Source organism: Fredinandcohnia quinoae (genome assembly GCF_022427965.1).
Lineage (GTDB): Bacteria > Bacillota > Bacilli > Bacillales > Bacillaceae_L > Ferdinandcohnia > Ferdinandcohnia quinoae.
Genome location: NZ_JAKTTI010000002.1, coordinates 163,702 through 177,794 on the forward strand (window position 1 = coordinate 163,702; position 14,093 = coordinate 177,794).

A 14,093-nucleotide genomic window follows, 5' to 3' on the forward strand; every position below is an offset into this window, starting at 1 on the left:
GATCCCTCCATTTTCGGTTAATTTCCCCTACTTATGGAGTAATATTCACATGCTGATTCAGCTAAAACTATCTAGAGAAGAATAAAAATAAGGTTAAAAGCCATAATAATCCTTAAAAATAAATGTAAGGAGAGAAATAATGCGAAAATTCCTACACATAACAACTATTTTTATGTTGGTCATTGGCATTTGTATGAGTGGGTCGATTTCTGCCAAGGCACAAATTAAATACGTCCCCAATGCGGGTGTCTATATTAATGGAAAAGTGGTCGCTGGAATTAATCCGATAATAGTGAAAGGCGTGTACTACATACCATTTGTAAATCTTGCTAAAATATTGAATTATAATAGCATTAAGTTTGAAGAAAAAACGAAGACCTTTGAGATAACGGATGGTTCTACGATTATCAGAGTAACAATGGGCGGTACAAGCGCTAAAAAGGGGAACGAGTATGTAAACATTAAGCCTCCAAGATGGATTAATGAAACTGCATATATTTCTTTACATGCGGGTGGGGCTTTGTTCAACTCGTATATTACATTTAAAAAAGAAAACGGATCTATTCAAATCCAAAATCCTGCGACAAAATATGTAGTTCATAGCAGAGATTCCTTATACAATATTTCTCGCATTCACCATATTAGCGTTGATCAATTAAAACGGAAAAACAATCTTTCATCTAACGTGATTTATGATGGGCAGATTTTACAATTGCCACATCCAGATACATCTAAAGGGGAAATAGAACCCATTAAAGAGAAGAAGCCCGTAAAAAATAATAGTAATTCACCCATAGCAAAGCAAGCAAAACAAATTCTTATAGATGCAAAGAAATACATTGGTGCACAATATAAATTTGGAGCAACTCTTGCAGAAGCACCAAACTTATTTGATTGTTCTTCTTACACGCAATATGTGTTTGGACATACTGGTATTCAACTTCCGAGAGTATCCAGAGACCAAGCAAGTGAAGGGGTAGCAGTTTCGACTTCTAACTTAAAGGCAGGAGACTTAATGTTCTATACAATGAAGGATACTTACACCGATGGAAGAGTAGCTCATGTCGGTATTTATATGGGTAATGGAAACATGATTCATGCTTCTACATCAAATGGCGTTATGATTACTAAAAATGTCTTACAAAACCCCTATTGGTCAAAAAACTACCTCTTCTCAAAGCGTGTTTTACAATAACCCTAGCTTAATTTAGTTATAAAAGAACTCCAATTTTGGGTTCTTTTTTACTTCCCATCTCTTGAAACAGCTAATATCTTAATAATTTAGATCATATTGATAATCAACAAAACGAGTATATGCCCTTATCATAAAATTGAAAAAAGATCCCGCTTCAACAAGAAAGTAGGATCTTTTCTCAAAAATTATAATGCTTCTTTTTTCTTCATTTCATCATTCTAGTCCCTTGTCAAACTTTCACGATCAACGGCCTCCGGCGGTTGCTCCATCCATCCATATTCGATCATAATATTGGCCCCATCTTCTACGTATAGACTAACATCCATTAAAAACTTAGCGTACATCGCTCCAATGTCACGCCTTCCATTAAGTGATGCACCATTTGCATAAGACCTTATTTTCATGGAAAACATATCTATTTTATGCCATAACATTAATTTATCGGAAAATGGCGAAAAAGTAGAAGTGCTTACCAGGTTATCTAATAATGGTGGCGATGGTAAATTAAATTTATGTAATTGATCAGAACTGATTTCTACATGTTTATTAGTTATTTCCTTCCCTCTAAGCATAAAATTTTTCACTTTTTCTGTTTTGGCTACTTGGCTAAAGGCAATTAATAACGCCTTACTTGTTACATTATTTTCAATATTATCAAAAAAATGCGCGACTTCAAGAGCATGAGGAGGTCTTATATTACCAAAAAACCCACTTAAATAATTTTGTTTTTGTACAAAATCAACTTTTTCGGGAGTAGGAATAGTTGGTGGCTTTGCTAAGAATCCTTTCGCTTCCATTACCTCATTAACTTGTGTAATAAATTTTACTGTAGAGTCTAAAGTATGGATAAATAAATCCTTTATATCTGGTCTTATCATTAAAGGAATAGCAATCGAATAAATGCTCAATCCAGCTTTACTTGTATATTTCAAATAGTGAAGATAAAACTCATCAGAAAATAGCCTTGGGGCACCTAAGTTTACGTCTTCCTCTGTATACCCAATAGGAAGGGGGAAATCTTCTTGAATAAATATTTCTTTAATACTTTTTACAAGCGATTCACTCAGATTGAGAGCATTTTCTAAAACCTTTTTGATGTCCTGGTCATCAACATGTTGAAGATAATAACGAAGAACACACTTTGCCATCGTATTACCTGTATACGTTACCCAAAGTTTACCCATTTCAGCTGCGGTTAATTTTTCATTAGTATTGTTTGTTTTTGTCTCTATTTTTGAGGTTTTAATTGGCTCAACTGGCTCCACAACAAAAACTCCTTGCATATTGAAAGTAATGTTCTATATAGTTTCTTCTTCAAATTAAAAATTATTCATATCACCAGATTCAATGCAAAAGATAAATCATTGATATTGAATAGAATTGATTTTCCGATTAAATAATAATGTAAGTGTTATGATTTAACACTAATTTCAATGTGGAGGGATATACTTTGAATATTCTACTCAGCTTAGTTCCAAATCTATTTATTATTCTACTGAAACTAAATTCATTAATTAGAAAAATAATATTTGAACTAAGAAGCTTGTTAAGAAAACCGTTTTTAGCCTAATGCAGTGAATATTCTTTATGTAATCTCGATTTTGCATTGAAAGAGAAAAAGTGAGTATTGTTTGCTCACTTTTTTCTTTCCAACCATTTTGTTAATGCTTTTACAGTCGTAACATATCTTTTAGTCTAGTTTTCACTATAAGAGTTGAAATAATAAATGAAACCCTTGGAAATGACTTATTCAATGTATTTTCAAGGGTTGTTTGATTCCTAATAAGCTATTCTTTGATCACCTTTCAAATTACATATGCTAGTAATAATTCCACCGGAAAGAATTGATATAGCAGAAAGAAAAAAAGTTTCCGTTGAAAATAGGAAGCCTCCTATACTTATTACTATTGCATCAGTAATTAATATTAACAAACCTACATTTACACCTGTAAAATCTGAGATTAACAGTGCAAGAAGGTCTATTCCACCTGTACTAGTTTTAAATTTCAGCATCAACCCAAAGCCCAGTCCTATTAGCGCACCACCAATGATAGCACTTATTGCAGCATCAAACATAAACAATATTTTATGTGATATCGGTTGTAAAATATCAATGAAAAATGAAGAAATAAGGATACCGGGCAAACTATTATAAAAGTAGGATTTATATTTAAACCACGCAATTGTAAATATCGGTATACTTAAGCAAATAATTGTTAAACCTGTTTTCAGTCCAAATAGATACTTAATAATTAGACCTATTCCTATGATTCCCCCATCTAATATCTTGTATGGAACTAAAAAATAATTAATTCCAACCGATAACAAAATACTTCCCATAACTATTACAAATCCTTTTTTTATAAAAAGCATATATTACAATACACCCCTGCTTGAATGGACATACCATATCTATATGCTTAAAAAAGATGTATATGATATACATAGGCATTTATTAGAACCGTAGAAAGTGAAGCAAATGCTATTAATTATTTCAAAAAGAATTAAATATGAAGGTTCATACGAAGATACCTTTTTTGAAAAAACCTCAATTGGAATTGATATATTTGAACCCTATAACTGTGAAGATTTTATGATTTAGTTATTACTTGAAGTTTTCAATGTTCTGTCGTATTATTATCTTTATAAATCGAAATAATTACGATTTAAACTTAACAAGGAGGAAAAAAATGAAAAAAATACCTGTCACAGTTTTAAGCGGTTACCTTGGTTCAGGTAAAACTACTTTACTAAACAATATTTTACAAAACAGAGAGGGCCTACGTGTCGCTGTTATTGTCAACGACATGAGTGAAATTAATATTGATGCAGCCCTAATAAGCAATGGTGGGTTTTCTCGTACAGACGAAAAATTAGTTGAAATGCAGAATGGCTGCATTTGTTGTACACTCCGTGAAGATCTTATAGTAGAGGTAGAACGATTAGTAAATCAAGGTGATATTGAGTATATCCTTATCGAATCTTCTGGTATCAGTGAACCTATACCTGTTGCTCAAACTTTTACATATTTTGATGAGGAACTCGGAATTGACTTATCAAGTCTTTGCAAATTAGATACAATGGTGACCGTAGTTGATTCCAGTCGTTTCTGGCATGACTTTTCTAGTGGTGAAACGCTCCTTGATCGAAAAGAAGCAGTGGATACATTAGATAACAGAGATATTGTAGATTTATTAATTGATCAAATTGAATTTGCAAACGTCATTATATTGAATAAAACTGATCTAATTAAGGATGAAGAGGTCCTTCAACTTAAAGCTATCATAACTAAACTAAATCCAGATGCAGAAATTATTCTTTCAAGTTTTGGAAATGTACCACTTAATATGGTCTTAAATACTGGACTATTTGACTTTGAAGCTGCTAGTGTGGGAGCAGGATGGATTAAGGAATTAAATAAAGAACATACTCCTGAAACGGAGGAATATGGAATATCATCGTTTGTCTATAGAAGTAACGCTCCATTTCATCCTGAGAGACTCCTGAGATGGCTAGAAGATTGGCCAGTCGAGGTTGTTCGTGCAAAGGGATTTATCTGGATTGCTTCAAGAAATGACGAGGCTATTTTACTCTCACAAGCTGGTCCCTCCCTTACCTTTCGACCTGTAGGAAATTGGATTGCTGCGCTACCATTAATCGAAAGAGAAATAGTCTTTGCTGAGGAACCAGAAATTTTGGAGGATTGGGATCCTACCTTTGGAGATCGGAAAAATGAGCTAGTATTGATAGGAATCGATATGGAACAAGAACAACTTATTAATAGCCTTGATAAATGTTTATTATCAGATGAAGAAATGTTAACGGACTGGAGTACTTTATCTGATCCATTTTCTAGTTCATATGTAATATAAATTTTTTACAGAAACTAAATCGGAATGATTCTGATGTATATATCCATATGCGAAATAAATCGTAATCATTTTGATTGAGAGGAGAAATTATGAAAATAAAACATTTAATCTCATTACTAGTAATTGTAGCAACCACCTTATTATTTGGATGCGCTGAAGAAAAGAGTAGTAACTCAAATGATGGAAAAAACACGGAAACCCCTTCGGAACGTCTTACCATTTTTACAACAGTATTTCCACTACAGGACTTTACTGAAAAAATTGGGAGTGAACATGTCGAAGTTTTAAACGTGTTCCCTACAGGGGCTGATGCCCATTCGTTTGAACCTACTCCAAAAACAATGGTGGAGATTGCAGAAGCAGACGCTCTTATTTATATTGGTGCGGGTGTGGAAGGCTTCGTTGATGCTGCTATTGATACATTGCAGGATGAAAAAGTGCAACTCGTGAAGGCTACAGAAGGTATGGAGTTAGCTAAAGCAGAGGAAGAACATAACCATGATAACAATACATCGGAATCAGAGCATAAACACAACCATACTGGTTCTAATTCCGTAGAGAGCCACGATCATGATGATGAACAGGAACATCATGAACATGAGGAAGATCATGACACCCAAACAGGAACAGATGAACATCACCACCATCATGGTGGCGTGGATCCACATGTTTGGTTAGATCCTCAATTAGCAATGGAATTAGCGGAGAAAGTTCTTCATACTCTTGCGGAATTAAAACCAGAGGCTAAGGATGAGTTTGAAAGAAACTATGAGGAATTAGTTGCAGAATTACAATTATTAGATCAAGAGTTTGAGAGTACTGTTTCCCAGTCTTCAAAAAAGGAAATATTGGTATCCCATGCCGCTTACGGATACTGGGAGTCAAGGTACGGAATAAAGCAAATAAGTGTTCTCGGTTTATCGCCGTCAAATGAGCCTACCCAAAAGGAGTTAACACACATTATCAGCACAGCCAAAGAGCATGATATCAAGTTTGTAATGTTTGATCAGAACGTAACATCCAAAATATCCGAAATCGTACAAAAGGAATTAAACGCGGAAGCCTTAACCCTTCATAACCTTGAATCTATAACAGAAGAGGATGCTAAAAGTAGTGCGGATTACTTCAGTATAATGAGGAAAAATATTGAGACATTGAATACTGCTTTAAATTAACTCAATAGCATAGGTCCTTTTAGGACTTATGCTATCAATTTCACTATTCTCAGAACCACCGTACTCTATAGTTCAATTAGGTTCCTACAATTTATCTCACCATATTGTAAAGGAATAAAAGTTCCTTACCCCTGTTGCGTAGTTCCCTCTATCGTTTTCAATTCATTTTTTGACCAATTATTTAGTTTGAATACAAGCACCCCAAGTACCATCAAGGATAGCCCCCAGAATTTATTGGGTGTAAACGGCACTTTTTCGAAACCAAACCATCCAAATGTATCAATTAAAATTGCTGAAGCGATCTGTGAAATAAGTATAATGGACATAGAATAAGCTGGTCCTAAGCTACTTATTCCTTTCATAATAGAAAAAACTAAGAACACGCCTAGGACTCCTCCAAATAGATATAGCTTGTTAACATTTCCAATGGAAAAAAGTGGTGTATCTTCTATTGCAATAAAAATAGGTAATGATGTAAGAAAGCCAAGTCCAAGAACAAAGGTAGTTGTAGCCCAAGAACCAACTTTTTCACTTACTCTAGTATTAAAAATCGTTTGAAGGCTAATAAAAAAGCCTGCCAAAATTGCAAACAAAATTCCCTGCACGTCATTAGTCCCCCTTTTTCATTCATAAATATGTCCGTTAGCACGTTCTCTCAATCGTTGTAGGTCTTTTATATAAAGGGATCCCTTTTTACGTTCAATCAATCCTTCGAGAACTAGTTTTTTAATTACTCTATTTAAGTGTCGATAACTGGTACCAATTATTTCAGCTACTTCTGTAAGATTAGAAGTTCTCATTTCTTTGTAGTAAATATTACCTTCCTCTTCTGTCGATAGAGATAAAAGATAACTGGCTAAACGTACTTCCACAGGCAGTAATAAATTGAAACTCGTTGATTGGGATTCAGTGAATAATTTATGTGTAATTATTTTTAAAAAAACTGTAAGAATTCAACCTGTTTAGACTGCATTGTTCTCAAAACATCAAAGCGTACTGCGATTAACTCACCTTCAGTGACAGATTCCACAGGATTTATAACGCTCATTCCATTTACAAATTCAATATCTCCAATAATGGCCAATGGAGTTTTGAAACGGACGATGTGTGTGTTTCCTTCGGGTGATGTTCTAAAAATTTTCACTTTTCCTTTTACTATCATATATAGTGACTGTAATTCATCACCTTTTGTGCAGAGAGCCTCTCCTTTTAAAAAAGAATAAAGGGATAAATCGTTCTTTACTTCGTCCGAAAAGATTGATTCTAAATCGTATTGTGCAAGATAATCAAGAATCCTAGATTTATCTATAATTTCTTTCATCCTATTCTCCTTTTATAATTTAAAGATAACAATACCAGCAAGTATCATAATCATCCCTATTATTTGCTGTGAGGTTATTTTTAATTTTATAACACCGAAAAGTCCCCTTACATCGATAATGAAAGCACATATTAACTGTGAAATTAAAAGTGTTGCCACAGCTAATGACATACCAAGAATATGGATTGCCCTCATTTCTCCAATTACAATAACAACCCCAAACATTCCTCCAATTAAATAAGCAAAGGGAACCTCACGAAAACCTTTAGATTTTCCATCCCTTATCATTAAGAAAATAATAAAAGAGGTAATAAATCCAACAAGATGAACAATAGTAGTAGTATGCCACGGACTTAGCACCTCAGACAATTTTGAATTAAATACCCCTTGTAAGGAAATAAACACCCCTGCAACAATGGAGAATATAACCCCCTTCATCAATTTGCACCTCCCTATATTCTGTCTCTATTAAAATATAGATGAATGAAATCGATAAAGGGCATATGTCCCATTTCCAAGAATTCATATAAATTATTTAATAAATTGATTAACATCAACACAAAAGACGTCATATTGAAAATAGCTTATGTAAAATTAGAAACGTTAAAAAGAAACAATTTTCCCTCCGATTTTTACCACTTCGAATCATTTTTTAAGTATCTCTCCTTCAAGTGTATCAAATACAACATAGACAGTTGGCAAGCCTTCTCTTCGCATGAAAAAACAAAAAAATCTATAGATTTTTTTCTAGAACAGTAGTAAAATTCTACTGTTACTCTTATACGAAATGGCAAACTTATCGAAAGGTAAGGACGCAAAGCTCCAGACCTAATGCTTTGGCAATGGTGGCTGAGTTACCGAATTTAATTGGGAAACGGATATCTTCCTGCTTTTAATTAAAAGCGGGATTTTTTTTTGCTCAAAATTAGACATCTAGGGGGAATACAGAATGAGGTTTAAAAATTGGAAAGTTGCTACATCACTACTTGTACTATCGGGTGCTTTACTAACAGGTTGCCAAGATACAGAGAATGAGAGTAAATCATCTAAGGGGACTACGAAGGTTGAAACTACACAAAAAGAAAAAGAATCAAACCCTTCACTTGCGGAACAAGGATTTGAAATAACAACGGTCATATCCTACGGTGAAAATCTCAATCTGGTTTCACTTGAAAAAGACGGTTCGGAGTATGTCGGTACGATTGATGATAACTTTAATTGGCTGATGGAGCCAACTAATGAATATAAATTTACAGATTTAGAATTCCATGATGGGCTTGCCGTTGCAAGTATTCCAGAGACGAGAGAAATAATAGTAGCTGAGGACCCCGACGCTCAGCTATATGGATACATAAATACAAAAGGTGAATGGGTCATTGACCCAATATTTAGATCTGTCAACATTTTTTCAAATGGTGTTGCAGTTGTAAACACTGTTGAGGAAGATCGTGATGACCTCAGTAACTCACGAACCATCGTCATTGACACAAAAGGAATGGAAGTTGGAGAATTAGCTAAAGAAGGATTTGAAAAACTAGATTTAGATGATAGTGACTACTTTTACGGTTCGTTTCAGGGTGATTATTTATACACTTCATTTGGATTTTTTAATAAGCAGGGAAACTACACTGAGGTATATGAAGAAGAGCATGAAGATGAAGGCAGTCATTTTCTAGTCCTGGACGGAAAAATTATCAAAGAAGATGCAGACGGGTATATAAGGGTTGAAGGTCTTGATGGTAGATTAATTAAGTCTTTTGATAAAACAGGAGATTTTACACTTGAAAATGGTGAAGATCCCTTATATCACAACTTATTTTTAGTATCAGGTGATGTTGTAGGTGGGGAAGGCGATGCGGTCGTGGACTCTAATTTCAATGTACAATTTCAGCCTGATGGTTTTACTATGGGTTTAGCAGAAAATCTCATTTTCATAAGAGAATCATCAGATAACTTAGAGGATGAGGTCTATACTCAAACTGGAGACTTTTTTGATTACACTGGTAAAAAGGTATTTAGTGTAACCAATATGGTTGGAGCAGTATATGGTGATAAATATTTTGTTAAAGGAAATGAATATTATAAATTAGTAGACATCAATGGAAATGTACTAATCGACGAGTCAAAGAAGATTACTGATACTGAGGCCGCTTTGTTTGATGAAGGCGGTGATGATAACACACCTAGTAAGAAATTGGTTCGAATTGAATATCGAGAAAATGCAAAAGATTCAGAGCCAAATGAAGCATTACTAAATGTAGATACCTTAAAGATTGTAGACCTTGAAGATCTACTGAAAATAGAAACATCAGGATTGAAGGTAAAGGAAACTCAACCAAAGGAAGTGAAGGACAAGCAGGAAGCTAAGGAAACTAACGAGGCTCAAGAAACCTCAGAAGATCTGTTTGAGCATAAAATAGATTATTTGAGTTTTGTAGACGTTCTAACATTACAAATAAAGGACAGTTTGACCACATCTCCACAAGGAATCGAAGGAGTCGAAGAATTATTATTCAATTGGAAGCAATTACAAGAACAACTAGAAGGACTTAATGTCCCAAATGATCCACCCTACCAAGACTTTCATCAGAAATTAATAGGTGGTCTTCCTCCACTCATAGAAGGCACTGAAGAGCTACTAGATATGATGCAAGCTTACCAATCCAATCCAACTTCTAAACAAGAAGTCGCCATCAATGATCTAATTGGTAATCTAGAGTATGACCTAATCAACTTACAATCTAAGATCAATGTCATAGACGGAACAAGAAAGCTTTTACAGGATGCTTTAAAACAATAGAATGAATCCTATAAGTCTTTGAGATTACTTATTTATAGGATTTGCCCAATTGAAGCAGGAAACCGTAATTGTTCCTGCTTCATTATTTAAAAGTCTTTTTTTGTAAAGCTAATTCTAAATATTTTCCATGACATTTCTATTACCAATAAACTAAGTTTCCATAATAGTGACATAAAGTTGGGTTGAATAAGACCTCGGACTCTATATTCTTAGATTATAGTAACCCTATATTATTCATAGATATAGAACGTATTACCAATATTAACTACAAATTGATCTTCAAATAAGTCAAAATCAAAGGTATATAAAGAAGTCCATACGCTTCCTTTACCCTTGTAATGACTTTCCATTTCTTCATATGAAATTGTTCTTATTATCTCCATAGTATGGATGTCCCATAGCTTAATAAAATCATCAGCATTGGAGTGTGTAACTAATACATCTTCATAAAGATGCATACCCTCAATATGACGATCGTAGGCTTTAATTTTCTTCAACAGCTTACCACTTTTTATATCGTATAATGCTAAATAACCTTCTTCTACTTCACTTTCCCTCGCAACACCTTCGTTTCCTATTTCACAACTTGTTGCTACCAATATATCATTATGAACAACAAACTCTCCGAGGTGACCGTTAAAATGCATCAATGGTTTTTTAGACTGATTTATATAAAGTGCCTTATCACTATGTATAAAATAATAAGCAAAATTATCTGTCATATAATAGCTTCTTCCTGTATAAAAGCCCCACCAACCTCTCTTTTGAACATAATGATGTTCTACTTCGTCCGCTTTTATTAACTTTCCACTAGCTAAATCATGACATTGATATCCAATAGCAAAATTATCACTATCATTCACATTTTCTCTTGTATCGTATAAATAAACCTTATCCCCACAAGGTATTATATGACTAATTTGCCACATACTTTTCGGTGATAAATAACCAATTTTCACCTTTTGCCTCTCACAACCATTATCTAAGTCTATCTTATACAGATTATATGAATAACCTTTACTGTCATGATTAATTGAACTATCCACTTCTGAATAATAGAAGACGTTTTTCACTCTATTCGTTGATAAATATTGCACATATTCGTATGTCAGAAAGGTTTGGATAACTTTTTTCTTTTCTATATCAAAAAGGATAATCTTATTTTTCTTATTAAAAAATTCATTATCACTACCCAATAATACAACAATATTTTTATATAAATGGATACTCTCTACGCTTAATTCACCTAGGTTATATTTTCTACTATCAAAAAAGAATACTTCTTTTAATGATTCGAATTCTCTTCTAATTTTGAGCTTCTTTTCATCAATTTTACAATTATTTATTCCTTTATCTACTAAGCGAATAGGGCTATTTGAAGAAAGACTGACGTTTTCTAATGTAATCCCATTCTCCAAAGGTTTGAATTTTCCACTTTCTGAAAGCAGATTCACAGTTGGATTATTCAAACCTATATATCTAATATTTTTTTGAGTGTCCTTAACTTGAAAACTATCACCTAGTAAATAAACCGTATTGTTCCTTCCCATGATTTTTGACAGAATGCCTTCAAGTTCTTCTTGGGAAAAAGCAACTACTTCAAGTTGATTCAAAACTGTTGAATCAGATGTATATTGCTCGATAATTTCCCTTTTGTTTTTCTTAGCTATTAATCGCTCAATATCTTCCAAATCATCTCCCGCATTTTGCGGTACTTGAAAAATAGTATAAAGATTGTTAATTATTTCTTTAGGATCTCCGCTTGTAATTGATAGTAATGCTTCCTTTTGTTGATGATAATTTCTCTGCTCTAACCACTTTTGCAACTCGCCGCTTTCATAATAATCAAGCACTTTTATTCCATCAAAATTTGCTTTTAAGTCCTCTATATTTCTAACGGATGCACCATTTAAAACTAGTGCAAACTTGATTTTTCTTTTAGTCAGCAATTTGTTCTCCCCCTTACTAATTTTACACTATCAAAATTGTTGCGTATTTCATCTGAATTTCGGACAGGTTTTCCATTTAAATTAAGTGCTAACTTATTTTTCTTTTGTTTAGCAATTGCATTTCCCTATTTCATTAGCACTTCAAAAACTTGGCCGATATCCATTATTCATTTATCTCCACATCACTTTATTAGCGAACTAGAATCAATGTCCATTCTTATCGGACAACAAAATTGTTTAATTTGCAGATTTAAAGTTGTAGTGTTTAAGTTTTTGATTCATAGCATCAATTCGATCCTTTAATACCTCTGATAGCGATCGAGTTTTCTTAATTACTTCTTCAAGATCTTGTGTCTTTACACTTGATGCTTTATTACAAAATGCATTTTCTATTCCTTCAATTACAACACCCTCAATATCCGCTCCACTATAACCCTTTGTTTTTGAAACAAGAGTTTGAATGTTTATGTTATGTAAATCCTGTTGTCTTCTTCGCTTTAGATGTATTTGAAAGATTGTTTCTCTTTCCTTTTCATTTGGAAAATCAACAAAAAAGATTTCATCAAATCTACCTTTTCTTAAAAGTTCTGGTGGAAGATTAATAATATCGTTAGCCGTCGCAATGACGAAAGTAGGGCTTGTTTTTTCCTGCATCCATGTTAGAAAATTTCCAAACAATCTCGTTGAGACCTCACCGCCTCCACCAAGTCCATTAATACCAGCAAACGCTTTTTCTACCTCATCAATCCAAAGGACACAAGGTGAGATTGCTTCGGTTAATTTTATTGCTTTTCTCATATTCGCTTCCGATTCTCCAACGTATTGTCCAAGCAATCGGCCCATATCCAAACGGAGTAATGGTACATTAAAAAGCTGAGCTGCAGCTTTAGCAGTTAACGATTTTCCACAACCCGGCATACCAACAATTAAAACACCTTTTGGTAAATCTACGCCATATTCCTGAGCCTTTTTTATATTTTGAAAAATGGTAGCCTTTTTTTCTAGCCAATTTTTTAAATTTGACAATCCACCAATATCAGAAAATTCTTCTTTTAACTGTACCATTTCAATAATTCCTGATTTTTTCACAACCTGAAATTTCTCGTCTATTATTAATGATAATGTTCTTCTATTTAATTGACCTTCTAATGAATACGCAAGAGAAAGGATATTAATAATTTCAAATTCTGTTAGACCTTTAAAAGCATTCGAAAAGACATCTAGTTTATCTTCTTCCAGAGGTTCAATCTCATAGGTTTCGATAAACTTTTCAATTGTTTCTTTAATTTCAGCTGTTTCAAGTGCTTCTAACTCAAAAACTGAAATATATTTTTCGAGCTCTACTGGAATTTTTAATACAGGACTTACAAGAAAAACAGTATTTCCAGAACCATTGTAAATCCGTGTTGCTAATTCTTTTAACATCGAAATAATCTTTGGTTCATTAATAAAATGGTGTACATCTTTTAGAACTAAGACAGTTTGTTCCCCTTCATTTGAACGTAAAAAAGATATTAATGTTTCCTCTAACCCCAAGTAATTTTGAAACAGAGAAACCTTTGTCTTAAAATCTATGAATCCATTTGAAGCATTCCATTCTAAAATATTTTCAGTTTGTACGGTTTTACTAATGATCTCATCTACCTTTGTTTCTTCAAATGTGTTTAAATAAATCATTGGATATTGTGCGTCCATATACAATTGAATTTGATTTTTAAGATTTTGTATTGTCATATTTTCAATCCTCCATGATTAACTATTTATAATTCAATATGCATTTG

12 protein-coding genes and 1 riboswitch are annotated in these 14,093 nt (G+C 33.4%); of the genes, 4 read left to right on the forward strand and 8 right to left on the reverse strand.

What is annotated here, in order from left to right; genetic code table 11:
- The first annotated feature begins 139 nt into the window (after nt 1–139).
- Nucleotides 140–1,195, forward strand: a complete 1,056-nt coding sequence (locus MJG50_RS02640) for a C40 family peptidase (RefSeq protein ID WP_240252462.1) — start codon at nt 140–142, stop codon at nt 1,193–1,195.
- 218 nt (nt 1,196–1,413) lie between these two features.
- Here the strand turns inward: MJG50_RS02640 and MJG50_RS02645 are convergent, their stop codons facing one another.
- Nucleotides 1,414–2,460 (reverse strand): DUF3231 family protein, encoded by a 1,047-nt coding sequence (locus tag MJG50_RS02645; RefSeq protein WP_240252463.1) that lies wholly within the window; start codon nt 2,458–2,460, stop codon nt 1,414–1,416.
- A 514-nt stretch (nt 2,461–2,974) separates the two neighbouring features.
- A complete protein-coding gene (locus MJG50_RS02650; protein WP_240252464.1) occupies nt 2,975–3,568 on the reverse strand; it encodes a YitT family protein in 594 nt (197 codons plus the stop codon).
- Between the two features lie 317 nt (nt 3,569–3,885).
- Between MJG50_RS02650 and MJG50_RS02655 the strand changes: the two genes are divergently transcribed.
- Nucleotides 3,886–5,067, forward strand: a complete 1,182-nt coding sequence (locus MJG50_RS02655) for a GTP-binding protein (RefSeq protein ID WP_240252465.1) — start codon at nt 3,886–3,888, stop codon at nt 5,065–5,067.
- Nucleotides 5,068–5,156: 89 nt separating this feature from the next.
- Complete coding sequence (locus MJG50_RS02660) at nt 5,157–6,242, forward strand: metal ABC transporter solute-binding protein, Zn/Mn family (protein ID WP_240252466.1); 1,086 nt, start codon at nt 5,157–5,159, stop codon at nt 6,240–6,242.
- A gap of 125 nt (nt 6,243–6,367) precedes the next feature.
- Here MJG50_RS02660 and MJG50_RS02665 read toward each other — a convergent pair whose 3' ends face one another.
- From MJG50_RS02665 to MJG50_RS02680, 4 genes are all read right to left on the reverse strand, one after another.
- Nucleotides 6,368–6,847 (reverse strand): DMT family transporter, encoded by a 480-nt coding sequence (locus MJG50_RS02665; RefSeq protein ID WP_240252467.1) that lies wholly within the window; start codon nt 6,845–6,847, stop codon nt 6,368–6,370.
- A gap of 18 nt (nt 6,848–6,865) precedes the next feature.
- The gene (locus MJG50_RS02670) at nt 6,866–7,114 is read right to left on the reverse strand and encodes a helix-turn-helix domain-containing protein (RefSeq protein WP_240252468.1); all 249 of its coding nucleotides are present in this window, start codon (nt 7,112–7,114) and stop codon (nt 6,866–6,868) included.
- A 62-nt stretch (nt 7,115–7,176) separates the two neighbouring features.
- Entirely contained in the window at nt 7,177–7,563 is a 387-nt protein-coding gene (locus MJG50_RS02675) for a Crp/Fnr family transcriptional regulator (RefSeq protein ID WP_240252469.1), read from the reverse strand.
- Nucleotides 7,564–7,575: 12 nt separating this feature from the next.
- A complete protein-coding gene (locus MJG50_RS02680; RefSeq protein ID WP_240252470.1) occupies nt 7,576–8,001 on the reverse strand; it encodes a DMT family transporter in 426 nt (141 codons plus the stop codon).
- Nucleotides 8,002–8,342: 341 nt separating this feature from the next.
- Nucleotides 8,343–8,425, forward strand: a riboswitch (cyclic di-GMP riboswitch).
- A gap of 87 nt (nt 8,426–8,512) precedes the next feature.
- Here MJG50_RS02680 and MJG50_RS02685 point away from each other — a divergent pair.
- Nucleotides 8,513–10,363, forward strand: a complete 1,851-nt coding sequence (locus tag MJG50_RS02685) for a WG repeat-containing protein (protein ID WP_240252471.1) — start codon at nt 8,513–8,515, stop codon at nt 10,361–10,363.
- A 230-nt stretch (nt 10,364–10,593) separates the two neighbouring features.
- Here MJG50_RS02685 and MJG50_RS02690 read toward each other — a convergent pair whose 3' ends face one another.
- Nucleotides 10,594–12,312, reverse strand: a complete 1,719-nt coding sequence (locus tag MJG50_RS02690; protein WP_240252472.1) for a hypothetical protein — start codon at nt 12,310–12,312, stop codon at nt 10,594–10,596.
- A 237-nt stretch (nt 12,313–12,549) separates the two neighbouring features.
- Complete coding sequence (locus MJG50_RS02695) at nt 12,550–14,046, reverse strand: AAA family ATPase (protein ID WP_240252473.1); 1,497 nt, start codon at nt 14,044–14,046, stop codon at nt 12,550–12,552.
- Nucleotides 14,047–14,093 lie beyond the last annotated feature (47 nt).

Bases quoted from the DNA above. Each gene is read 5' to 3' on its own strand.
- MJG50_RS02640 (WP_240252462.1), top strand. From the start codon at position 140: ATGCGAAAATTCCTACACATAACAACTATTTTTATGTTGGTCATTGGC.
- MJG50_RS02650 (WP_240252464.1), bottom strand. From the start codon at position 3,568: ATGCTTTTTATAAAAAAAGGATTTGTAATAGTTATGGGAAGTATTTTG.
- MJG50_RS02655 (WP_240252465.1), top strand. From the start codon at position 3,886: ATGAAAAAAATACCTGTCACAGTTTTAAGCGGTTACCTTGGTTCAGGT.
- MJG50_RS02660 (WP_240252466.1), top strand. From the start codon at position 5,157: ATGAAAATAAAACATTTAATCTCATTACTAGTAATTGTAGCAACCACC.
- MJG50_RS02675 (WP_240252469.1), bottom strand. From the start codon at position 7,563: ATGAAAGAAATTATAGATAAATCTAGGATTCTTGATTATCTTGCACAA.
- MJG50_RS02680 (WP_240252470.1), bottom strand. From the start codon at position 8,001: ATGAAGGGGGTTATATTCTCCATTGTTGCAGGGGTGTTTATTTCCTTA.
- MJG50_RS02685 (WP_240252471.1), top strand. From the start codon at position 8,513: ATGAGGTTTAAAAATTGGAAAGTTGCTACATCACTACTTGTACTATCG.
- MJG50_RS02695 (WP_240252473.1), bottom strand. From the start codon at position 14,046: ATGACAATACAAAATCTTAAAAATCAAATTCAATTGTATATGGACGCA.